This is a genomic window from Terrihabitans aquatilis (assembly GCF_052542005.1).
This window is the reverse complement of record NZ_JBOCUO010000001.1, coordinates 418,574-439,297: the sequence shown is the minus strand read 5'-3', so window position 1 is coordinate 439,297 and position 20,724 is coordinate 418,574. Positions and strand designations below refer to the sequence as shown.

Below are 20,724 nucleotides of genomic sequence, written 5' to 3'. Positions count from 1 at the left end.
CCGATGACTGATTCAAGCCCATGAGTGGACCTTTTCGGCTGGAACCTTTAGGCGATCAGAGTGACTTTGCAGATTGATACACAATTCAGGCTTCCCATGTCCGCTTCCACATCGGCAACGATTTCGGTCGTTGTTCCGGCGCGAAATGAGGCTCTTTGCCTCGATACTCTGATCGACGAGATCCATATCGCGCTCGGACAAGAGAGCCACGAGATCATCATCGTTGATGACGGATCGACTGACGACACGGCGACTGTGCTGTCTCGTAAGACGCATCTCGGGATGCCTGTTCGGCACATTCGCCATATCCGCTCTTTGGGACAATCCGCAGCCGTCCGCACGGGTGTCTTGAATGCCCGGGGAGAGATCGTCGTGACGCTCGACGGTGATGGCCAGAACGACCCCGCTTACATCCCGCAACTTCTAAATGCGCTTCGTAATGCCGGTTCATCGTGCGGGCTTGCCATGGGGCAGCGGAAATCCCGCACGGATAGCGCGGCAAAGCGTGTTGCTTCCCGGTTTGCGAATGCTGTGCGCCAGAAAATCCTGCACGATAACGCTGCTGATTCAGGTTGTGGTCTGAAGGCCGTACCTCGGGACCTTTTCAGGCAGTTGCCGTTTTTCGATGGCTGGCATCGGTTCATCCCCGCGCTTGTGCATCGGGAGGGCTACGACATGGTGCGGGTAGAGGTCACGGATCGGCCGCGCAGTCACGGGCGCTCGAACTACGGCATATTTGATCGGGGCCTTCGTGGCGTGTTGGATTTGGCCGGTATGTGGTGGCTCATGCGCCGCTTTCGCGGCCGCGCAGACGCCACGGAGATCGAATAAGCAATGCTCGCTCACTTGGCCGAATGGGCCCATGAAGTCTTCGTGCTGAATTTCGATGCTTGGGCGATCCTGGGCCTCATTGCGCAGAGCATGTTCATGATGCGCTTCGTGGTCCAATGGATCGCAAGCGAGCGAGCCCGAAAATCTGTGATCCCGATAGCTTTCTGGTTTTTTTCAATTGCAGGCGGTGCGCTGCTGCTCGTGTACTCGATTCAGCGGCGTGATCCCGTATTCATTGCGGGCCAAGCCTTGGGGATGGTGATCTACATCCGCAACATCTGGCTTATCGCGAAGGATCGGCGGCTGACAAAATCGTCGCCATTGGACCCAACCTGACCGGAGCGGCCAGCGACCTTGTGGCAGGGCGTTCCGCTGCAAATTCTCAAGTCGCATAACATATATTATGGAATGTTATGCGGTAGTGCTAGGTCAAAAAATCAGCTTCATGCCGTCGTAGGCCGCTTCCACATTGGCCGGCAATTTCCGCTGCAGCGTCTGGTAATCCAAGTCCGTATGGAGGTTCGTGAGAACGGCCCGCTTGGGTTTCATGCGCTCGATCCATTGTAGCGCTTCCGACAAGGTGAAATGACTGGGATGCGGGGCAACTCGCAAGGCATCGATGATCCACAGGTCAAGATCCCGGACGTAATCCTCGCTTTCGCTTGGGATCGCGTTGACGTCCGGCGTATACGCCATGTTCTCGAAACGGAAGCCATGTGCATCGACATTGCCGTGGTTGAGCCGAAACGGTGTCGCCGTGACGAGACCTCCGGAGCCGCTTACATGTATTGGAGCCCCGTGGCACATAAGATGCTCATTCAGGATCGGCGGGTAATCGCTACCTGGTTGAGCCGTGAACAGATAGCTGAAGCGGCTATGCAATGATGGGGCTGTGTGCGGGTCGATCCAGACATCGATCCGCCGGCGGTTGCGGATAAACAATGGGCGGAGATCATCTACGCCATGGCAATGATCAGCATGCTCATGGCTGAAAAGCACTCCGTCGAGGTCGTCGATTTCCTCGGCGAGCAGCTGCTCACGTAGATCAGGTCCCGCATCCACAAGAACGCGAGTTTCCCCGTCTGAGGTCGTAGATCGAACGAGCACGGAACAGCGACGGCGTCGGTTTCGTGGCTCGTGAGGATCGCATTGCCCCCATCCAACCGCAACGCGCGGCACGCCTCCGGATGATCCGCACCCTAGTATTATGACGCTCAACGTCACCGAATGGCCTCATGCAGGCCAAGCGACTTAGCCGGCACCTTCTTGAAAAGACGTGCGAAATTTTCGGTCGTTTGTTTGCCTGTGTGTTCGGGTGTCCATCCTTTTAGGTTCGCCAGGACTGTCGCCGTGTGCGCCACGAACGCAGGTTCGTTCGTTTTGCCGCGATGAGGAACGGGCGCGAGGAAAGGAGCGTCCGTTTCGACCAGCAGCCTGTCTTCCGGAACGAAAGCGGCAATGTCCCGGATCTCCTGCGAATTTCGGAACGTCAGGATGCCTGAAAAAGAAATGTAGAGACCAAGCTCGATACCACGCTTCGCCAGTTCAGGCCCTGACGAGAAGCAATGCAGAACGGCAGGAAATGCGCCCTTTGCCGTTTCATTTTCCAGGATGCGGATCATGTCGTCATCGGCAGAACGAGCATGAATCACAAGTGGCAGTCCTGTCTCCCGTGCGGCAGCGATATGCTGAAGAAAGCTGCGCTTCTGGAGGTCGGCCGACGATGTTTCATAATGATAGTCGAGACCCGCCTCCCCGATAGCCACGATCTTTGGATGTGCCGACAGCTGGATCAGGTCGTCAGCGGTGATATCGGGCTCCTCTGCCGCTTGTTGCGGATGAGTTCCCACCGACCCAAAGACGTTCTCGTGAGCTTCAACGATATCTAGGATTTGTTGAAAGCGTCTGACGCGAGTCGAGATCGTCACCATAGCTCCGACGCCCGCGTCAGCGGCTCGGGCTATTATTCCCGCCCGGTCCTCAGCGAAGTCCGGAAAGTCGAGATGGCAATGACTGTCGACGAGCATTAGACGACGGCACCTTCGTCGGGCTCAACATATCGTGGAAAAATAGGTGCTGGCGCTGGCAAGGTTTCGCCGGGTACGAGACGCCCCTGCTCTCCAAGATCAACGAAGCTGCGCTGATCCGACGGCACATTCAGCGCATCGAGCAGCCTCGCTGCCGCGGTCGGCATGACAGGCTGTATCAGAATAGCCAGCGTCCGTAAGGTTTCCGCAGTGACGTAGAGAACCGTTGCCATACGCTCCGGGTCTGTTTTGCGGAGTTTCCAGGGCTCTTCCGAAGCGAAGTAGCGATTGGCATCTCCGACCACCCGCCAGATAGCCGCAAGCATCGTATGCAACGCGAAATCATCGATTGCCTGGCGGCATTCATCAATCAGCCGATCTGCAGCCGTCAACAATGTGCGGTCGGCCTCCGTAAACGTCGACCACTTTGGCACTCTGCCCTCGCTGTTCTTTCCGATCATCGACAAGGAACGCTGCGCCAGATTGCCGAGATCGTTTGCCAGGTCCGCGTTTATCCGCTGAACAATTGCCTCATGGCTGTAATTGCCGTCTTGGCCGAAGGGGACTTCACGAAGAAAGAAATAACGTACCTGGTCGACGCCATAAGTATCCGTGATCGTGAAAGGATCGATGACGTTGCCTACGGATTTCGACATTTTCTCTCCTTTATTGAAGAGAAACCCGTGTGCGAAAACCCGCTTCGGCAGTTCAAGCTCGGCGGACATCAGAAAAGCGGGCCAATACACTGCGTGGAAACGGATAATGTCCTTGCCAATAATATGGGCGCTCGCCGGCCAATAACGCCGAAACATCTCCGATTGTTCGTCGGGAAAGCCGACGCCAGTCAGATAGTTCGTCAACGCATCTACCCAGACATACATGATGTGGTCTTCAGCGCCGGGGACCTTGATGCCCCAGTCAAAGTTCGTGCGGCTGATCGAAAGGTCCTGGAGACCGCCTCTTACGAAGCTGACAACCTCGTTTCGCCTTGCGTCGGGACCAATGAACTTCGAGTTCTCGTCATAGAACGTCAGAAGACGGTCCTGATAATCCGACAGGCGAAAGAAATAGCTGTTCTCCTCCACCCATTCCACAGGCGTTCCTTGCGGGCCCAAGCGGGTGCCGCCTTCCTGAAGAACGGTTTCGGTTTCGGCATAAAACGCCTCGTCGCGAACCGAATACCACCCGGAATAAGTGCCCAGATAAATGTCGCCCTTCTCGACCATCTTGTTCCAGATCGCCTGAGAAGCCTTGTGGTGAGCGAGCTCGGTCGTCCGAATGTATCGATCGTTCGACAGGTTGAGGTGTTCCGCCATTTTTTGAAACTGGGGCACGTTTCGCGCCACCAATTCAGCGGGCGTGATACCCGCTTTGTCAGCCGTCTGCTGCATCTTGATGCCGTGCTCGTCAGCCCCCGTCATGAAGAACACGTCATGTCCGTCGAGCCGGTGAAAACGCGAGATGACGTCGGTCGCAATCGCTTCGTAGGCGTGGCCGATATGAGGTGCACCGTTGGGGTAAGCGATGGCCGTCGTGATGTAGAAGGGCGTATGTTGGGACATGGCCTGCTTACTGCTTCGGATTGGTTCAGCCGCGTGAGGCGGCAGCGAGATCAGACGCTATGGCGAGAACGAGCGGTCGCCGATCTAAATTGAAGATCGCTGCATCACGAGATATTTGCATCGTTTTTTCCCATAGCTCCGCCCATCTCGCAAGATGCGGCTCGCCCTGAGTGACCCCTGCCCTCATCCGCGCATGTAGCCAGTCGAGGACGGTTTCGATGAAAATATCAAAGATGCTTGCCCCGTCGCGCCCGATTGTCTGTTCGGCAAGGGCATGAAGGCGTGAGTAATCGAGTTGAGGCAAGCGAACGATGAGGTCCGTCACTGTTGCATGAACGGCGACTCGATTTCCCGACAGCATTGAAACCGCTTTGCCGACCGACCCTTCCGCCAGGGCAGCAGCATTAGCTGTGTTTTGATCTTCGACGGCATCCAGCGTTTCAAGCCGATCGAGAACCAACGCGACCTGCTCGGAAGCCAAAGGCGACATCAGAAGCGTTCGGCAGCGCGACCGGATGGTCGGCAGCAATTGCTTGGGCCGGGATGAGATCACGATAAAGAGCGAGCGCGGCGGCGGCTCCTCAAGCACCTTCAACAGCGCATTCGAACTGTTGGTATTGAGGTCATCCGCACTGTCGACGATCGCAATGCGCCAACCGCCCTCGCCCGCCGTGTTGGTGAAAAAGGAGACGAGGCGACGAGAATCCTCAACTCGGATTTCAGTGGCCAGGGATTTTCGATCCGCGGTCAAACCACGGCGCAAGACGAAAAGATCAGGATGAGAAAGGTGATGTACCCGACGCGCAGCAGGGTGATCCCGGCTCACCGACAGGTCATTTGCTGTCTGGACGGCTGGAGAGGAACTGTCTGGATGCGCGAGCAGGAAACGAGCTAACCGATAGGCAAGCGTCGCCTTTCCGATGCCGGACGGACCGCCGAGGATGAGGGCGTGATGCAATCGTCCCGCACGGTATGTCTGCAGAAGGTTTTGCTCGGCGGCGTCGTGCCCGATCAGATCATAGGTTTCCCGTGGATGCGGGACGCCATCGACCCGATCTGACTCCAATCCGTAATCTCCACCAGCGTCAGCCATAGCTTGGCTCGCGAAGACCGTAAAATTGCGTCGTCGCTTTCCAGACCGCTTCAGCCACGGCACCCTGATCGGGCTCAGCATCGATCACGACAATGCGCTCCGGCTCCGCTGCAGCGATGTCGAGAAATGCCTGCCTGAGAGACCTGTGGTAGTCCAATGTTTCGCTTTCGAAGCGATCTCGAGGAGCAGTGGAACGCTTTTGGGCGCGCTCCAGCCCGATCTCGGCCGGGAGATCGAGCAGGAAAGTCAGGCCGGGCCTGGTGTCGACGACAACGTGCTCCACAGCGCGAAGGATGCCAGGATCGAGATTGCCAAGAGCGCCCTGATACGCACGGGTTGAATCGAGGAAGCGGTCGCAAACCACCCATTCCTTGCGGCGCAAAGCTGGGTTGATGGTCTGGCGGAGATGATCGATCCGCGCCGCTGAAAAAAGCATCGCCTCTGCGAAAGCGCCGAATTCCTTGGCGTCGCCGGACAGGATAAGTTCTCGCAGCCTCTCCGCGTCAGGCGAACCACCAGGTTCGCGCGTCGTGGTGACCTTCCAGCCAAGTGCCTGAAGCCGATCGGCGAGTTTCTTAGCCTGGGTGGATTTCCCCGTTCCCTCGCCGCCCTCGAGCGTGATGAATCTCTCCCTCATCACATGACCCGTCGATAGACAGCGCCAACGGCGTTTGCGCCCAATTCATAGGTCGCATCCAAAGCACGCCGAAGCAGCGACCCTTCGGACACGTCTTCGTCGGCGATCAAAGGAACTTCTCTTTGCAGCATCCCATCGCGCCAGATACGCAGGGAACCGACACGGTCTCCACGCGATACCGGTGCGGCGATAGGCCCTCTGTAAACTGCCCGCGCGACGAGCCGGCTGTCGCCATCTTTCGGCATCAGAAGATGAACTGCATCCGGCGAAACCAGCCGTACTGATCCTTTTGTGCCCCCGAATATCCGAGCTTCTGCGACTACTGCCCCCGCCTCGAACAATTCGCGTTGGATATGGCCGTCAAAGCCCCAATCCAGTAGCGCCTGTGCAGCACGATTTCTCGTGGCTTCGTCGGGTAGTCCGGCAAGAACGGCAATCATTCGTTTGCCACCACGCACCGCCGAGGCAGCAATCATATGCCCCTGCCCTGCGGTGAATCCCACCATAAGGCCGTCGGTACCTTCATATTGGTTGAGAAGAGGATTTCGGTTGGTTTGCCGGATTCGATTCCAGTCCAGATCGGGCTGGGAGAATACGCGGTAACGTTCGCTATGGCGCGTCGTTAGGTATATGGACACGCGCAGCAGGTCATGCACACTGGTGCGCTGGCCGTCCTGTGGAAGCCCTGTGGCATTTACAAAATGCGACGCGGTAAGGCCGATTTCTTGACCAAGGCGGTTCATCCGTTCTGCAAAGGCGCTCTCGCTTTTTGCGATTCCCTCCGCAAGGGCGATGGCGGCATCATTGCCGATAACGATTGCGACCCCGCGCACCAAATCCTGAACGGCTATCTCGCTGTTCACCTTTGCGAACATGCTGGTTGTCCGAGCGGGCCCTCCTCCCGTTCGCCATGCATGTTCCGATAATTTGAAAGGCTGACCCGGGGCGAGCCATCCGCGATCCATTTCGTCAAAGACGACGCCCAGCGTCATCAATTTGGCGAGGCTGGCCGGCGCGAAGGCCGCCTCGGCGTCTTTCGCGTAGAGGATGGAATCGTTGGTGACGTCGTACAGGATCGCGCGGGTGGCTTCGCTATCGAAGGCTCGAGCAGGATTGATTGCAATCCAAAACACGATTGCAACGAGCCATGAGCGTAAAAATGCTCTCTTCGCGTTTCTGAAAATCTTCAGTCGACTCGTCATCCGGATGACCCTGTTCGTTCAAGGTCATAGCGCGAGCGATCGCCCACGTACATTCGAACCGGATGAGCATTCAGCGGGAGCCGCGTAATGCCTCGGCGCTGAATCCCATGCTTCCTAATACGGGCTGGCCGATAATTGCGGGCTCAAGAACCGGCGGAGACGTCTCCATCCCAGCAAATCCCGTCGCGATCCGGGAAGCGATCTGTGTGCGGGGCGTGGTCTCGGAAGCCTCGTGTGAAAGATCTGCCTCGGCAATCTGCACTTCAGCAGGCTTTGCAGGCTTCGCGCGAATCTTTTCAGCCTTGGTTGCGGGCTGGGCATCAGGCTGCGCGGCCGCTGGCTTTTTCACAGCTGCGGCCACCAATGGCTGCTGCTCTACGGCCGGAATCGTCTGAGCAGCGGCGATCTGAGGAGATGCCGGTTCCTCCGCCTTTTTCGTTGGCCGGACGGCCGCCAATAGCGTGTTGGCGATCGACGAGGTGCCTTCGCTCAATGTGGCGAGCAGGGTCTTGTTGTCGCTGCCGCGCTCATCGGCTGGGCCGACATATTCGACCTTCACCTTCGCCATTCCCTTACTCCGGAAATCGAGCAGGTCGGCGGTGCGCTGCGAGACGTCGACAACACGATTGCCGTGGAAGGGACCCCGATCGTTCACACGCACCACGATCGAACGGCCATTGGTCACATTCGTCACCTTGGCGTAGGAGGGAAGCGGCAGAGTGGGATGTGCGGCGCTGATCGAATTCGCGTCGAAAATTTCGCCGTTCGAGGTACGGCGGCCATGGAAGCGTGGCCCATACCAGGATGCGACGCCTTCAACCTCATAGCCCTCTGGGTTCTTCTGAGGCGTGTATTTCTTGCCGGCGACAACATATGCCCGATTGGTCCCATTCGCCGTCTTTGTTGGTGCAGGAGTGCTTTCACTCGCTGCTGGTGCAGGCGAAGGAATCGCGGCTACCGGCTTGGAGCGTTCGGTGCAGTTGGCCAGGAACAGAGAAAGGAAAGCGGCAGTGCACACGCCGCCGAAGCCGTATGGAAGTCGTCTGCGAGTGTCCGCATCGTGCCCTCGGGCCAAGGCAACAATCATGCAACGTCCTGCTTTGCTCTGTCCGACCTGCTCTCGCCAAGCGTGAACAAGCCGTTAAGGACTTCAGATGTGGAGGATGAAGGCCCACGAAATGTGGCAGAAATACGGCTTAGCGCGCCCGTAGTGGGTCGGGAGCAAACCGTGCGAGCTTACGCAACGAGGCGAAAATCGCCTGAATTCACGCGATTTCTGCCGCCGCGCTTTGCATAATAAAGCGCGATATCAGCCTTCTTGAAAATCGCTTCGAAGAGCTGCCCTCCGCTACCTTCAAAAGCGAGCCCAGCGCTGAGTGTGCATTTGAAAGTCGCTTCTCCTGCGAGAAAAGTCTGGCGAGCAAATTCCTCACGGACGGCCTCTCCTATAGCGGCGGCAGCGTCCATCGTCGTTCGCGACAGGACCACGGCAAATTCCTCCCCTCCCCAGCGCGCGGCCAGCGAGGTGATCGGTAGCTGGCTTGAAAGTACATCCGAGAAGCGGCTTAAGACGTCGTCACCAACGGCGTGTCCGTAATCATCATTGACCTTCTTGAAGTGATCGATGTCAAAAATGAGTATTGCGGTTTGAGCAGGAAGTTTCCTGTCTCCGAAAAGCTCGAAAAGCGCTCGCCTGTTCATCAAGCCCGTTAGCTGATCGGTCTGGGATGCGATTCGATGGCGGCGTGCGAGGCGTGTCTGATGAAGAGCCAATGAGACCGCACCGATGCCCGTAACTCCGATAAGGGTTGCGATGACATTGAGATCTTCAGCCCAATTGCGGGGCGGCTGGCTTAGCGTAAGCTCGCCTCCTGCGAGCAGCATCACGGCGCATAAAACGAACGAAACGGCGGCGAAGCTATACAGAATAATGAGGATCGAGATCGATGTAGCCGCCTCGTGGAGGCAGCGAGCATATTCACGCGCCGTGGAAAGAAGAATAAGACACGCCACCACGTTGAATATTACAAACGAAATTCCATCGTGCCCCGATATAAAAAACGGGATAAAAGCGAAGATGGATAAAAAACCAACTGAGTAAATTCTACGGAATGGGCGATTTCTTGTTCGGAACTGATTAGATGCGCCGTATATTACAGATAATCCTGCTGTAAAAAAGATAAATGCACCGGCCGCCCAGAAAGGCTTGTTCGTTTCCAGATATGTGCTGAATAGCGGCACGCCGCATACGACCAGTGCGATGCCGATGGCCCAGGTGAGGAGAAAACTCTCGGTGCGGGACGAAAACCACGCAAGCAGAAGGGTCGCTGCAATCGCAGCTCCTGAAAATCCTACGGCCAACAAGAGCGAAGTGTAGTCGAGCAGCATCGAACCTCGGAATTTCGGCTCGGATCGCTTCTGGGAGATCAGGCCTCGAGGAATCCGTTTCTAGTCGCAGGCATTTACAAGAGATTGAACGGCATGGCGAGATGGGGCGTCGTATGAGAATGCTTTATCGCTGCTCTGTAAGGGCCTTGCGAATAAAGTGATCCTATGGTGTTTGGCGCATGGACGGATGGCCGAGTGGTTTAAGGCAGCGGTCTTGAAAACCGCCGTGGGCGCAAGTCCACCGTGGGTTCGAATCCCACTTCGTCCGCCAATGCCTCTCACGGCGTTTCCGATCGCTTCCGAACCCGGTCCTGCATGCATCGTCATAAACTGGTGTCGACATGCTCTTCAATTTGCAGGCTTCAGGAGCGGATCGACGAGCTCGGAAAAACTCTCCAGGATGAAACCGCCCGCGTGTTTTTGCCCGTTCACAAAGAACGTGGGCGTGGCTTGGACGCCTTCCATCTGTCCGCGAGCTTTGACCCGATTGATTTTCTGAAACAAATCTTCGTTTCGCAGGCACTGCTCGAAAGCCTCCGGTGCCATGCCTGCGGTTGACATCAGGCCACGAAGACCCTCGACCGGATCTGGGTTGTGCGCCCATGCATCGTCATTGCGGTAGAGCAGGTCCACGACCGAATACCACCGCAAATCACCTGCGCAACGCGCTAGCATGAAGCCCGCAGTCGCTAGGGAATCCAGCGGAAATCCCTCAAGATAAACCGGACCTTTCCGGTGTCGACATAGGTCTTCTTGATCCGGGGCCATTCCTTGAGATGGAAATCGCGGCAATGGTGGCATGTCAGTGAGGCGTATTCCACTACAGTGATAGGGGCCTGCTCGCTGCCGAAAACCTGCTCTTTCAAGTCGCCGGCGGGAGCCGACACTTCAGCTTGAACATGTTCTGCCGTGAAGAATACGGCAAAAGCGAGCAAGACAGCAGAGCACCATTTTCTACAGCCTCGAACCATTTGGAACCTCCGCTCGAAAGACGGCATCAATCTCACGAGATACGCCGGTGATATCTGTTCCGGAAGCGCCGCCTGCAGACCTTATCTCTGTGCTGCAGCCTGCACCGAAATTTCGGGTCTTTATTCCAACGCCAAGCCATATAGAAAAGCCCGAGGCAGCGCCTCGGGCTTTGAGAGAACGGGTGCCGTATCAGGCTAGCGCCTTCAGGGCGCCACGGCCCGCGTAAATGGCTTGAGTACCGAGTTCTTCCTCTATGCGGATCAGCTGGTTGTACTTTGCCAACCTATCCGACCGAGCCAACGAACCCGTCTTGATCTGACCGCAATTCGTGGCAACGGCGAGATCGGCAATGGTCGTATCTTCGGTTTCGCCGGAGCGGTGCGACATCACAGCGGTGTAGCCAGCACGGTGTGCCATATCCACGGCGGCCAGAGTTTCGGTCAACGTGCCGATCTGGTTCACCTTGATCAGGATCGAGTTTGCTGTGCCCTGCTTGATACCCTGCGACAGGCGCTCGACATTCGTGACGAACAGATCATCACCCACAAGCTGGCACGTTTTGCCCGCCAGATCGGTGAGGGCCTTCCAACCGGTCCAATCATCCTCGGACATGCCGTCTTCGATCGAAACGATCGGATAATCGGCCACGAGCCTGGCAAGATATTCGGCCTGCTCCTGCGGGGATCGAACAATCCCCTCGCCTTCGTAATGATACGAGCCGTCCCTGAAAAACTCCGTGGAAGCACAATCGAGGCCGATGAAGACGTCATCACCCGGCTTGAAGCCTGCGTTTTCGATGGCTGACATGACGAAATCGAGAGCTGCCGTCGCGGACGGCAGATTTGGTGCAAAGCCGCCCTCGTCGCCCACATTGGTGTTGTGGCCGGCTTTCTTCAGGGCGCTCTTCAGCGTGTGAAAGATCTCCGCACCCGTGCGCACGGCTTCCGAGAAGCTCGATGCACCGACAGGGAGGATCATGAATTCCTGAAAGTCGATCGGATTGTCGGCATGAACTCCGCCGTTCACGATGTTCATCATCGGTACCGGCAAAATTCGTGCGGAGGCACCGCCGACATAGCGATAAAGCGGCAAGCCCGAAGTCTCGGCCGCAGCCTTGGCAATGGCGAGCGAAACGCCCAGGATCGAATTAGCGCCAAGGCGAGATTTGTTAGGCGTCCCATCGAGCGAGATCAGAATCTCATCGATCTTGTTCTGGTCTTCGGCATCAAGGCCGCCAATCGCGTCGAAGATCTCGCCATTGACCGCATCCAAGGCTTTGGTGACACCCTTGCCCATGTAGCGGCTTTTGTCGCCGTCGCGCAGTTCCACAGCCTCGTGCGCGCCAGTCGATGCACCGGACGGCACCGCTGCGCGCCCCAAAGATCCATCCTCGAGTACGACGTCGACCTCGATCGTCGGGTTGCCGCGACTGTCCAATATCTCGCGGCCGATGATGTCGACGATGGCAGTCATGGAAACCTCCGATGATGGGCTGAAAGGCTAATTAAGCCATGATCTGTAGGACGCAAAGCCCCCGGGGGACTTAAAGCTGCGGTCCATGACATCCACGCGAACCCGTCCTTCGGGACACCATCAAGCCCATCTTCCGACGCCTCGACGCCCCTAAATCGCCGAAAGCGAGCACGATGCTCCTGCGCCAAGCAAGGAGATGTTCGATGCGTCTAATCGTGACCAATGGCGATATTGCGGTGCAGAAATTAAGGGCTGCGGGTTTCGCTGGTGACATTTTGCCTTGGCGCGATGTTCTTCATGATGGGCCGGTGCCGGATGAAGAAGGGTTGGAGCGTTTGTCCGAGCTGAGGGCAGCGTTTCTGTCTGAAGAATTTGGAGTTCCGCGTGACGAGGTGGCGCTCTCGTTTGCCGAACGAGACACCAAGATTCGGGACCACCTCGCTTATGATCGCGTTGAGCTCTGGATGGAGCATGATTTGTACGATCAGCTGCAATTGATGCAGATCCTGCACTTTTTTGCAGATCAGAACCGTCTTACGGGCGTCTATCTCGTTCAGGCTCATGATCATCTCGGAACGATGAAGGCGGAGGATCTGTCTGCTCTTGCCGCGTCGGCCACCACCGTGGATGGATCGCAATTCGAACTGGCCTGCCATGCTTGGCGTGCCTTCACCTCTCCGGATCCGACCGCGCTTTTACAATTTGTCTCACATGATTTGGCTAAGCTGCCTTATCTCAAGTCGGCGCTGCTGCGTCTGCTGGCTGAATTTCCAGATCCTGTGCGTGGCCTCAGCCTTACAGAAGAGCGTGTTTTACGTCGGCTGGAGCATGGACCGGCAAATTCAGGTGAGCTGTATCGCGATGTCCTCCTCCAGGAGGCCTCACGTTTCATGGGCGATGCCAGTTTCTTTCGCAGGCTCGATGGCCTCACGTTCGTCAACGCGCCTCTGATCGAAGGGCTGTCCGAACCTTTTCGCATCGGCACGAAAAACATCGACGACGCGGAAGATCCCCGTCTTACCAGCGGAGACGGGTATAAAAATCATACGCTGAAATTGACCGAGGCTGGCCACGAGGTACTGCGTGGCCATCTGGACCACGCCATGTTTAACGAAGTCGACCGTTGGATCGGCGGAGTCCGGCTACGGCCCGCTTTGCAGGTTCGCTACGACCGCAATGTTGGCGAGATGATCGCACCCCGATAAAGCGTCTCACAAAGATTGCTGAAGCGATTTCGCCAGTCGGTCGAAGGCCATAAGCTCGGTGAGCAGCGGTTCCATCTCGCGCAGCGGGATCATGTTTGGTCCATCGCTAGGGGCCAGATCTGGATCGGGATGCGTTTCGATGAAGACGCCTGCGACGCCCACAGCCACGGCCGCTCGCGCTAGAACGGGCACGAACTCACGCTGCCCCCCGGATGATGTGCCCTGCCCGCCTGGTTGCTGCACGGAATGGGTGGCGTCGAAAATGACCGGCGCGCCTGTCTGTTGCAAAACTGGCAGGGCGCGCATGTCGGATACGAGCGTGTTGTACCCGAAGCTTACACCGCGCTCGGTCAGGAGAACGGAATCATTACCCGCGCCTGAGATCTTCGAAACAACATTCGCCATGTCCCAAGGCGCTAGAAACTGGCCTTTTTTCACATTCACCACCCGACCGGTTTGCGCGGCAGCGACCAGCAGGTCGGTCTGCCGGCAGAGAAATGCCGGGATCTGGAGAATATCGACGGCTTCAGCTACGCGTGCGCATTGGCTGGCCTCATGAACATCCGTTAGCACGGGTAGAGCGAGAGACTCACGGATTTCGGCAAAAATCGGCAATGCCTGCTCAAGGCCAATTCCCCTTTGCGCTTGGGCCGAGGTTCGATTGGCTTTGTCAAAGCTGGTTTTAAAAACCAGGCCGATGCCGAGCCGCCCAGTAATCTCTTTCAAAGCGGAGGCGACCTCAAGCGCGTGAGCGCGCGATTCCAGCTGACATGGACCGGCGATCAAAGCGAGAGGCAGGCGATTGCCGAAGCGAACATCGCGGAGGGAAACGACATTTGAAACCATGAGACAAATCTATGTTCTCATACCTCGTTGCGCTACCGATAGATTTCAGCTCAAGCGACGTCTCAGGATGACATTCGCATCTTTGCGCCTAGAAAATGCTGCCAGTCGGCTCATCTGATTCAGGAGCGGCCTCTCCATGAGAAAGTAGAGGGCAACTGACACCGCGATCGACGTCAAGCATGCGGCCAACAGAAACATTGAAGCTGGCCCCGTCGAAATCCGAATCCAGATTCTTTCGACGGCATTCAGCGTGAAAGGATGTGAGAGATAGAGGCAATACGACGCCGTACCCAGAAGCACGGCAAAGCGATTGATGGGCATGTCATCGCGGATATCAGGGCCGAGCGCGAATGCCGCGCAGATCATCAAGGCCGGTAGGCCGGATGACAAGGCACGTTCTCCATCACCAGTCCAACCTGTCAAAGGACCGACGAACAGAAGCAGGGCACTGCCTGCGAAACCAAGCATGCCGGCCTGAACCGCGGACAAACGACCGCCATGCAGGAAGAGCGCCGCCAGTCCTATACCCATCAAGAATTCAAGAATGATGGGATCGCTCCAGAATTTGAGGATCCAGTGGTCGGCAGAAATAAAGGAGTTGAGGGCCGCGGCCGTCCCGAAGCTTGCGAAGAGCAATGTCAGCCCGACACGTTTGCGCATCGTCAGCGCAATCGCGAACGCGCAGTAGAACATTATTTCGTAATTCAACGTCCAGCCGAGCTTGAGCACAGGGCGAAGAGCACCATCGGGGTTAGGCCATGGAATGAACGCCATGGACGCGGCGATGTGGCGAACGTCAAGCTGCGGTGTCGTGACCTGATCCGCAAAGATGACGACCGATGCGATCATCAGGGCGGTGAATATCCAGTATGTTGGGATCACTCTCATGAATCGCCGGGACAAGAACTCCATGCTTGTTCCTTTCTGCCCGAACTTGTCGTGGCAAAGATAGAACATGATGAAGCCGCTGATGATGAAAAACACATCCACCCCGGCCCCGAGGTTCAAAATGAACTCTCCGGAAGAAACTCCCAAGGTTCCGTTCGTCATCTGGCGGTCGGCGGCCGTAATAACGTGTCCGAAAACAACCAGAAACGCGGCTACAAACCGCAGGATCTGAATATTCGTGAGAAACGTCGTGGGAGGAGCTGGGGAAACCATATCGGAAGCCTTGCCAGAGAGTTCTGACCAAGCCCGCCAGATCGCAGGAATCCTCACAAGGAGAACCGTTTGCGATCGACCCAGAAATGGTAGATCAGTCTTATCCCGTAGAACTACCCCCTCGCCGCAACTGCTTCAACGTTGACGTAAATTTATCCTTAAATTTGAAGCGGCGGAATGCGCTGCCGCGCGCGTCATCGGGATCAGACCAGACGCGACTGGGCGATTGCCGCCTTGATGAAACTCGCGAACAGAGGATGCGGTTGGAAGGGCTTTGATTTCAATTCGGGATGGAATTGAACCCCTACGAACCAGGGATGATCGCTGAGCTCGACGATCTCGGGGAGAACGCCATCGGGAGACATACCGGAGAACTGCATGCCATTTTGCTGCAGGCGATCAAGATAGGCCGTGTTGACCTCATAGCGATGCCGATGACGTTCGGTGATCTCACCTGCGCCGTAGATCTCGGAAACCTTCGAGCCCGCTTTCAGCTGAGCGGTGTATGAGCCAAGCCTCATCGTTCCGCCGAGGTCGCCGCCGGCGGAACGCTGTTCCAGCACATTGTCCCGAACCCATTCGGTCAGAAGGCCCACGACCGGCTCCGGAGTCTGGCCGAATTCCGTCGAATTCGCGTCGCGCACCCCGGCCAGATTTCGGGCCGCCTCGATGACCGCCATCTGCATGCCCAGGCAAATGCCGAAATACGGCACCCTGCGTTCACGGGCGAAGCTAGCAGCCTGAATCTTTCCTTCGACGCCCCGAACGCCGAACCCCCCTGGCACCAGGATGCCATGCACATGTTCGAGGAACGGTGCAGGATCTTCGTGTTCGAAAATCTCGCTTTCGATCCAATCAATTTTCACGCGCACACGGTTGGCGATACCGCCGTGCACCAGCGCCTCGTTCAGCGATTTGTACGCGTCTTTCAGGCCCGTATATTTGCCAACGATGGCAATCGTGACCTCGCCTTCAGGATTATGAAGCCGCTCGGAAATCGTCGCCCAGCGTGACAGATTGGGCTCATCGTTCTCCGGAAGGCCGAATGCGCGCAGAACCTCTCGGTCCAACCCCTGCTCGTGATAAGCGACAGGCACGTCGTAGATGGAATCGACATCCCGAGCCTCAATCACAGCTTCTGGCCGGACGTTGCAGAACAGGCCCATCTTCCGCCGCTCATCGGGCGGGATCGGGCGATCCGTCCGGCAAAGGAGGATATCCGGCTGAATGCCGATGGAACGCAGCTCCTTCACGGAATGCTGAGTTGGTTTGGTCTTCAGCTCACCCGCGCTCGGGATGTAAGGCAACAGCGTGAGATGAATGTAGATGCAGGTTCCGCGAGGCAGATCGTTGCCAAGCTGGCGAATGGCCTCGAAGAACGGAAGTCCCTCGATATCGCCGACCGTTCCGCCGATCTCGACCAGCACAAAATCGAATCCGTCGTTGCCGGACAGCACGAAGTCCTTGATGGCGTCGGTGACGTGCGGAATGACCTGCACGGTACCGCCGAGATAGTCCCCGCGCCGCTCCTTCGCGATGATTTCCTGGTAGATCCGGCCCGTCGTGATGTTGTCCTGCTTGCCGGTAGGATGGCCGAGAAAGCGCTCGTAATGCCCAAGATCCAGATCGGTCTCGGCACCGTCGTCCGTAACGAACACTTCGCCGTGCTGGTAGGGGCTCATCGTCCCCGGATCGACGTTGAGATACGGATCCAGCTTGCGGATACGCACCTTATAACCGCGCGCCTGCAACAGAGCTCCGAGCGCTGCTGCCGCTAATCCCTTGCCGAGCGAGGACACCACGCCGCCGGTGATAAAGACATACCGCGTCATGGGCCTACACCCTTATCCTTTTTCTCAGCATTTGTACGGTGTCACGGACGCAGAATCGAGCGGCGTCGACAATTTTACTGTGCAGGCGCCGGGGGCTCAGACGAAGCAGGCGCGTCAGCTGCGGGCGGGACCACATCCCCCGAAGGCGCCGAGGACGGTGCTTCCGGCGCCGGAGAAGCCACGGGGGGCTGCGGCGTCGCAGCAGGAGCAGCCGGTGCTTGAGGGGCTCCGGAAATCGGAGCTTGGGGAGCAGACGGCCGAAGCGTGGGCAGAATGCCACCCTCGGTCGGCACATCGGAGCTGCCGGGAGGTGCCGCACGCTGGATGATCGAGGACGGAATCCGGTCCGTGCCCGCGAGAATCGCCAGCGCAATGGAGGTCACGAAAAACCCCGCGCCGAGAATCGCCGTCGCGCGGGTGAGCGCATTTGCCTGTCCCCGGCTGGACATGAAGCCACCGCCTCCTCCGCCAATGCCGAGCCCTCCGCCCTCGGAGCGCTGGAGCAGCACAACGACGACGAGCGCGAGCACGATCATCAAATGAACGACAAGAAGGACGGTTTGCATTGCTGACCGGAAAGATTGGAGGATTGCCGGGTGATTACACCACACGACCCGGCCGCGCCACCCCTTCAAAGATGGCGGAGGCTGATGTCACTTGGTGTGGGACTTTCAGTTTTCGAGAGTCGAAGCGTCGGCGGACCGGACGATCGCCGCAAAATCCTCCGGATCGAGACTCGCTCCGCCTACCAGAGCGCCGTTCACATCCGTGACACATAGTAGCTCATTGGCGTTCGAAGGCTTTACTGATCCGCCATACAGCAAACGTACCGCGGCGCCCTCACCGGCGAACCGTGATACGAGTTGCTCGCGCATGAATGTGTGAACACGCTCCACGTCATCGCAGCTTGGCGTGCGGCCCGTGCCAATCGCCCAAACCGGCTCGTACGCAACAACCAGATTCTCCGAGGTCGCCCCGTCCGGAATCGATCCGGACAATTGCCGGGCGACGACAACCGTTTCCTGGCCCGCATCGCGTTCGTCGAGGGTCTCCCCCACGCACAGGATTGAGGTCAGACCCGCTCGCCAGGCTGCCTGCACTTTCTCGCGCACATCGGCATCCGTCTCATGATGGTCGGCACGGCGTTCCGAATGCCCGACGATGACATATCGGGCGCCGAGATCTGCCAGCATCTCGGCCGCGACATCACCCGTGTGCGCGCCGCAGCTTTTGCCATGGCAATCCTGGCCACCGACAGCGAATTGTTCTCCAGCGATCTCAACCGCGGCGCCAACCAACGTGGCGGGCGGGCATACGACCACGTCGATATCGTCAGAATGCAGTGAACCAAGTCGGTCTCGGAACGCCGTGAGATCTGCCAGCGACGCGCGCAGACCGTTCATTTTCCAGTTTCCAGCGATCAGAGGTCGAAGGTTGTCGGCCACATGTAACTCCTTGTTGAACGCTTGTTGTGGCCTCACGTCTTCGCCGAAGGCAAGCTCAAAGGGACCGCATTTTATCAACAGCCTCTATGATCGTCGAAAGGTTCTGCGCTATACGCCACATTCCCGGTTTCGTGCGGATACATCCATGCTGAACGCAATGCGCAGACACGCCAGTGGCGTTGTGATGAAGGGTTTCCTTCTCCTCATCGTCTTGAGTTTCGTGGTGTGGGGAATCGGCGACTTCTTGGGCGGCGGAGCAGGCAGCAATCATGTCGCGGCTGTCGGGAAGACCCGGATCAGCGGCGAAGATTTCCGTGAAACGTTCAACCGCTCGCTTCAGGCTGCGGGCCGGCAGATCGGACGCCCGCTCACGCCGGCGGATGCTCGAGCAATCGGGATGGACCGCAGCGTGCTGGCCGAGCTGATGGGCGAAGCCACTCTGGATGAAAATGCGCGGCAGCTCGCGCTGGCCGTTCCGGACGAGGTCGTCGCCAATTCCGTCACGCGAGATGAAACGTTCTTTGGACCCAACGGCCGTTTCGACGTGGATCGATTTCAGCAACTCCTGCGCGCCAATGGGCTGACCGAAGCGGTCTACGTAGCCGAACAGCGTCGTCTGATAGAGCGCCGCCAGATCATCGACAGCGTTGCCGGTGGCCTTACGGCGCCTGAGGCCCTACTGCAGGCGGTCTATCAGCACCAGAACGAGCATCGTTCGGCCAGTTATGTGGTCTTGTCGGCGTCTTCGGCCGAGAACATCTCGCCGCCGGCTGACGATGTTCTTCGGGCGTTTTTCGATGAACGCAAGGGTGCTTTCCAGGCGCCGGAACGACGGTCTGTTTCTCTGCTCGCGGTAACAGCCGAAAGCCTTTCTGCCCGGGAGCAGGTGCCGGATGAGGAGTTGCGTGCCCGGTACGAGGCCGATCGCGCGCGATTCGTAACGCCGGAACGGCGCACCTTCCAGCGGATCCCCTTTCCTTCGGTGAAGGAAGCCGAGGCAGCTGCTGCGGAGATCGCAAATGGAGCGCCTTTCGAAGATATCGCCACGAAGCACAATGTCGCCGCCGCAGATCTCGTGGTGACCGACACGACGAAGGACGCAATTATCGATTCGAAAATTGCGGAGTCTGCTTTTTCCCTTCCGCAAGGCGAGATCAGCGCCCCGGTTCAAGGGCAATTTTCGACCGTTCTCCTGAGGGTTCTTTCTGTCCAGCCAGAAGTGACCCGCAGCTTTGAGGATGCTCGGGAGGAAATCCGCCATACGATTGCGGAAGAACGTGGACGGGCCGCGCTTCTGGAAGTGCACGATCGCGTCGAGGATGCACGGGCGGGCGGTTCAACCCTGGCGGAAATCGCGGATCGGGAAAAACTACCTCTTACGAAGATCGAAGCGATCGATCGTCAGGGTCGCGATGCAAATGGCGCAGCTCCCTCCGTCGCAGGTGGCGAGCCCGTACTTGCGGGCGCCTTCGAAGCCGAGGTCGGCGTCGAAAACGATCCTGTTCAGCTCGAGAACAGCGGTTATGTTTGGTATGAGGTCAACAACGTCGACCCGGCTCGCGCGCGGACTTTCGAAGAAGCGCGGGAAAGCGTACTTGCTCGCTGGCAGGCCGAAGAAGCGCGCCAGGCCTTGGACGCGAAAGTCGAACAAGCCCTTACGGGCTTAAAGGCAAACACACTGAAGCTTCCGGAACTCGCTACGCGCGAGGGTGTGGAGGTTCTCGGCGCTGAGGGCATTAACCGTCGAGGCAACGAGCCCGTGCTCGGGCAGGCTGGAATCGCCCAGATTTTCTCGACGCCGCGCGGCGGCTTCGGCTCGGCGCCCGCACCTTCGGAGACCGATCGAATCATCTTCCAGGTCACGAAGGTCGACGCCCCATCTCCGAACTCGGCTGATCCGGCGATCGCGCAGGTGTCGGATCGCATCGCGAGCAGCATCGAGAATGATCTGGCCAGCCAATATGTGCTGCGCCTGCAGTCGGATTACGGCGCAACGGTCAACAATCAGGCGCTGGCCAATGCCCTGGGCGGGCAGATCGAGAACTGATTT

The 20,724-nt window shown here is 57.8% G+C and carries 18 protein-coding genes, 1 tRNA gene and 1 pseudogene; 5 read left to right on the top strand and 15 right to left on the bottom strand.

From position 1 onward, the window contains the following. The first annotated feature begins 96 nt into the window (after window positions 1-96). Both ACQ6S1_RS02250 and ACQ6S1_RS02245 read left to right on the top strand, forming a co-directional pair. Window positions 97-831 carry a glycosyltransferase family 2 protein gene (locus tag ACQ6S1_RS02250; RefSeq protein ID WP_445040238.1) on the top strand — a complete coding sequence of 245 codons (735 nt, stop codon included), beginning with the start codon at window positions 97-99 and terminating at the stop codon, window positions 829-831. 3 nt (window positions 832-834) lie between these two features. Then, the gene (locus ACQ6S1_RS02245; RefSeq protein ID WP_445039535.1) at window positions 835-1,167 is read left to right on the top strand and encodes a lipid-A-disaccharide synthase N-terminal domain-containing protein; all 333 of its coding nucleotides are present in this window, start codon (window positions 835-837) and stop codon (window positions 1,165-1,167) included. A gap of 93 nt (window positions 1,168-1,260) precedes the next feature. On the opposite strand, the gene ACQ6S1_RS02240 is transcribed toward ACQ6S1_RS02245, so the two are convergent. The 8 genes from ACQ6S1_RS02240 to ACQ6S1_RS02205 form a co-directional block, all read right to left on the bottom strand. Beyond that, window positions 1,261-1,938 (bottom strand): MBL fold metallo-hydrolase, encoded by a 678-nt coding sequence (locus ACQ6S1_RS02240; RefSeq protein WP_445039534.1) that lies wholly within the window; start codon window positions 1,936-1,938, stop codon window positions 1,261-1,263. Window positions 1,939-2,051: 113 nt separating this feature from the next. Then, window positions 2,052-2,858: a TatD family hydrolase gene (locus ACQ6S1_RS02235; RefSeq protein ID WP_445039533.1), complete on the bottom strand. Its 807-nt coding sequence runs from the start codon at window positions 2,856-2,858 to the stop codon at window positions 2,052-2,054. Continuing rightward, window positions 2,858-4,420 carry a methionine--tRNA ligase gene (metG, locus tag ACQ6S1_RS02230; protein WP_445039532.1) on the bottom strand — a complete coding sequence of 521 codons (1,563 nt, stop codon included), beginning with the start codon at window positions 4,418-4,420 and terminating at the stop codon, window positions 2,858-2,860. Before metG ends, ACQ6S1_RS02235 begins: the two co-directional genes overlap by 1 nt. Window positions 4,421-4,445: 25 nt before the next feature. Next, entirely contained in the window at window positions 4,446-5,513 is a 1,068-nt protein-coding gene (locus tag ACQ6S1_RS02225) for a DNA polymerase III subunit delta' (RefSeq protein WP_445039531.1), read from the bottom strand. After that, entirely contained in the window at window positions 5,506-6,150 is a 645-nt protein-coding gene (gene tmk / locus ACQ6S1_RS02220) for a dTMP kinase (RefSeq protein WP_445039530.1), read from the bottom strand. The genes ACQ6S1_RS02225 and tmk overlap by 8 nt, the downstream gene beginning before the upstream one ends. Then, the gene (locus ACQ6S1_RS02215) at window positions 6,150-7,352 is read right to left on the bottom strand and encodes a D-alanyl-D-alanine carboxypeptidase family protein (RefSeq protein ID WP_445039529.1); all 1,203 of its coding nucleotides are present in this window, start codon (window positions 7,350-7,352) and stop codon (window positions 6,150-6,152) included. Before ACQ6S1_RS02215 ends, tmk begins: the two co-directional genes overlap by 1 nt. Before the next feature lie 70 nt (window positions 7,353-7,422). Further along, window positions 7,423-8,439, bottom strand: coding sequence for a septal ring lytic transglycosylase RlpA family protein (locus ACQ6S1_RS02210; RefSeq protein WP_445039528.1), 1,017 nt, complete (start codon window positions 8,437-8,439; stop codon window positions 7,423-7,425). A gap of 149 nt (window positions 8,440-8,588) precedes the next feature. After that, window positions 8,589-9,740 carry a GGDEF domain-containing protein gene (locus ACQ6S1_RS02205; RefSeq protein WP_445039527.1) on the bottom strand — a complete coding sequence of 384 codons (1,152 nt, stop codon included), beginning with the start codon at window positions 9,738-9,740 and terminating at the stop codon, window positions 8,589-8,591. Window positions 9,741-9,921: 181 nt separating this feature from the next. Between ACQ6S1_RS02205 and ACQ6S1_RS02200 the strand changes: the two genes are divergently transcribed. Next, window positions 9,922-10,011, top strand: a tRNA-Ser gene (locus ACQ6S1_RS02200). Window positions 10,012-10,088: 77 nt separating this feature from the next. Here the strand turns inward: ACQ6S1_RS02200 and ACQ6S1_RS02195 are convergent. Next, a pseudogene (locus ACQ6S1_RS02195) lies at window positions 10,089-10,711 on the bottom strand (DsbA family protein). A gap of 190 nt (window positions 10,712-10,901) precedes the next feature. Further along, window positions 10,902-12,185: a phosphopyruvate hydratase gene (gene eno, locus ACQ6S1_RS02190; protein WP_445039526.1), complete on the bottom strand. Its 1,284-nt coding sequence runs from the start codon at window positions 12,183-12,185 to the stop codon at window positions 10,902-10,904. Window positions 12,186-12,388: 203 nt separating this feature from the next. On the opposite strand from eno, the gene ACQ6S1_RS02185 reads away from it, so the two are divergent. Further along, on the top strand, window positions 12,389-13,390 hold the full coding sequence (locus ACQ6S1_RS02185; RefSeq protein ID WP_445039525.1) for a DUF1835 domain-containing protein: 1,002 nt from the start codon (window positions 12,389-12,391) through the stop codon (window positions 13,388-13,390). 6 nt (window positions 13,391-13,396) lie between these two features. Here ACQ6S1_RS02185 and kdsA read toward each other — a convergent pair whose 3' ends face one another. The 5 genes from kdsA to tpiA all read right to left on the bottom strand — a co-directional run bounded on the left by kdsA (window position 13,397) and on the right by tpiA (window position 18,674). Beyond that, window positions 13,397-14,236, bottom strand: coding sequence for a 3-deoxy-8-phosphooctulonate synthase (kdsA, locus tag ACQ6S1_RS02180; protein ID WP_445039524.1), 840 nt, complete (start codon window positions 14,234-14,236; stop codon window positions 13,397-13,399). 45 nt (window positions 14,237-14,281) lie between these two features. Continuing rightward, window positions 14,282-15,397, bottom strand: coding sequence for an acyltransferase family protein (locus ACQ6S1_RS02175; protein WP_445039523.1), 1,116 nt, complete (start codon window positions 15,395-15,397; stop codon window positions 14,282-14,284). 203 nt (window positions 15,398-15,600) lie between these two features. After that, window positions 15,601-17,229, bottom strand: a complete 1,629-nt coding sequence (gene pyrG / locus ACQ6S1_RS02170; RefSeq protein ID WP_445039522.1) for a CTP synthase — start codon at window positions 17,227-17,229, stop codon at window positions 15,601-15,603. 74 nt (window positions 17,230-17,303) lie between these two features. Continuing rightward, on the bottom strand, window positions 17,304-17,795 hold the full coding sequence (gene secG, locus ACQ6S1_RS02165) for a preprotein translocase subunit SecG (RefSeq protein WP_445039521.1): 492 nt from the start codon (window positions 17,793-17,795) through the stop codon (window positions 17,304-17,306). A 105-nt stretch (window positions 17,796-17,900) separates the two neighbouring features. Beyond that, entirely contained in the window at window positions 17,901-18,674 is a 774-nt protein-coding gene (gene tpiA / locus ACQ6S1_RS02160; protein WP_445039520.1) for a triose-phosphate isomerase, read from the bottom strand. A 145-nt stretch (window positions 18,675-18,819) separates the two neighbouring features. Between tpiA and ACQ6S1_RS02155 the strand changes: the two genes are divergently transcribed. Next, window positions 18,820-20,721, top strand: coding sequence for a peptidylprolyl isomerase (locus ACQ6S1_RS02155; protein ID WP_445039519.1), 1,902 nt, complete (start codon window positions 18,820-18,822; stop codon window positions 20,719-20,721). The last annotated feature ends 3 nt before the right edge of the window (window positions 20,722-20,724 follow it).

Coding starts and splice junctions, on each gene's coding strand:
- ACQ6S1_RS02235 (WP_445039533.1), bottom strand. CDS start 2,858: ATGCTCGTCGACAGTCATTGCCATCTCGACTTTCCGGACTTCGCTGAG.
- ACQ6S1_RS02245 (WP_445039535.1), top strand. CDS start 835: ATGCTCGCTCACTTGGCCGAATGGGCCCATGAAGTCTTCGTGCTGAAT.
- tmk (WP_445039530.1), bottom strand. CDS start 6,150: ATGAGGGAGAGATTCATCACGCTCGAGGGCGGCGAGGGAACGGGGAAA.
- eno (WP_445039526.1), bottom strand. CDS start 12,185: ATGACTGCCATCGTCGACATCATCGGCCGCGAGATATTGGACAGTCGC.
- ACQ6S1_RS02185 (WP_445039525.1), top strand. CDS start 12,389: ATGCGTCTAATCGTGACCAATGGCGATATTGCGGTGCAGAAATTAAGG.
- ACQ6S1_RS02225 (WP_445039531.1), bottom strand. CDS start 5,513: ATGGCTGACGCTGGTGGAGATTACGGATTGGAGTCAGATCGGGTCGAT.
- ACQ6S1_RS02250 (WP_445040238.1), top strand. CDS start 97: ATGTCCGCTTCCACATCGGCAACGATTTCGGTCGTTGTTCCGGCGCGA.
- secG (WP_445039521.1), bottom strand. CDS start 17,795: ATGCAAACCGTCCTTCTTGTCGTTCATTTGATGATCGTGCTCGCGCTC.
- ACQ6S1_RS02175 (WP_445039523.1), bottom strand. CDS start 15,397: ATGGTTTCCCCAGCTCCTCCCACGACGTTTCTCACGAATATTCAGATC.
- ACQ6S1_RS02205 (WP_445039527.1), bottom strand. CDS start 9,740: ATGCTGCTCGACTACACTTCGCTCTTGTTGGCCGTAGGATTTTCAGGA.
- ACQ6S1_RS02155 (WP_445039519.1), top strand. CDS start 18,820: ATGCTGAACGCAATGCGCAGACACGCCAGTGGCGTTGTGATGAAGGGT.
- metG (WP_445039532.1), bottom strand. CDS start 4,420: ATGTCCCAACATACGCCCTTCTACATCACGACGGCCATCGCTTACCCC.
- kdsA (WP_445039524.1), bottom strand. CDS start 14,236: ATGGTTTCAAATGTCGTTTCCCTCCGCGATGTTCGCTTCGGCAATCGC.
- ACQ6S1_RS02210 (WP_445039528.1), bottom strand. CDS start 8,439: ATGATTGTTGCCTTGGCCCGAGGGCACGATGCGGACACTCGCAGACGA.
- pyrG (WP_445039522.1), bottom strand. CDS start 17,229: ATGACGCGGTATGTCTTTATCACCGGCGGCGTGGTGTCCTCGCTCGGC.
- ACQ6S1_RS02215 (WP_445039529.1), bottom strand. CDS start 7,352: ATGACGAGTCGACTGAAGATTTTCAGAAACGCGAAGAGAGCATTTTTA.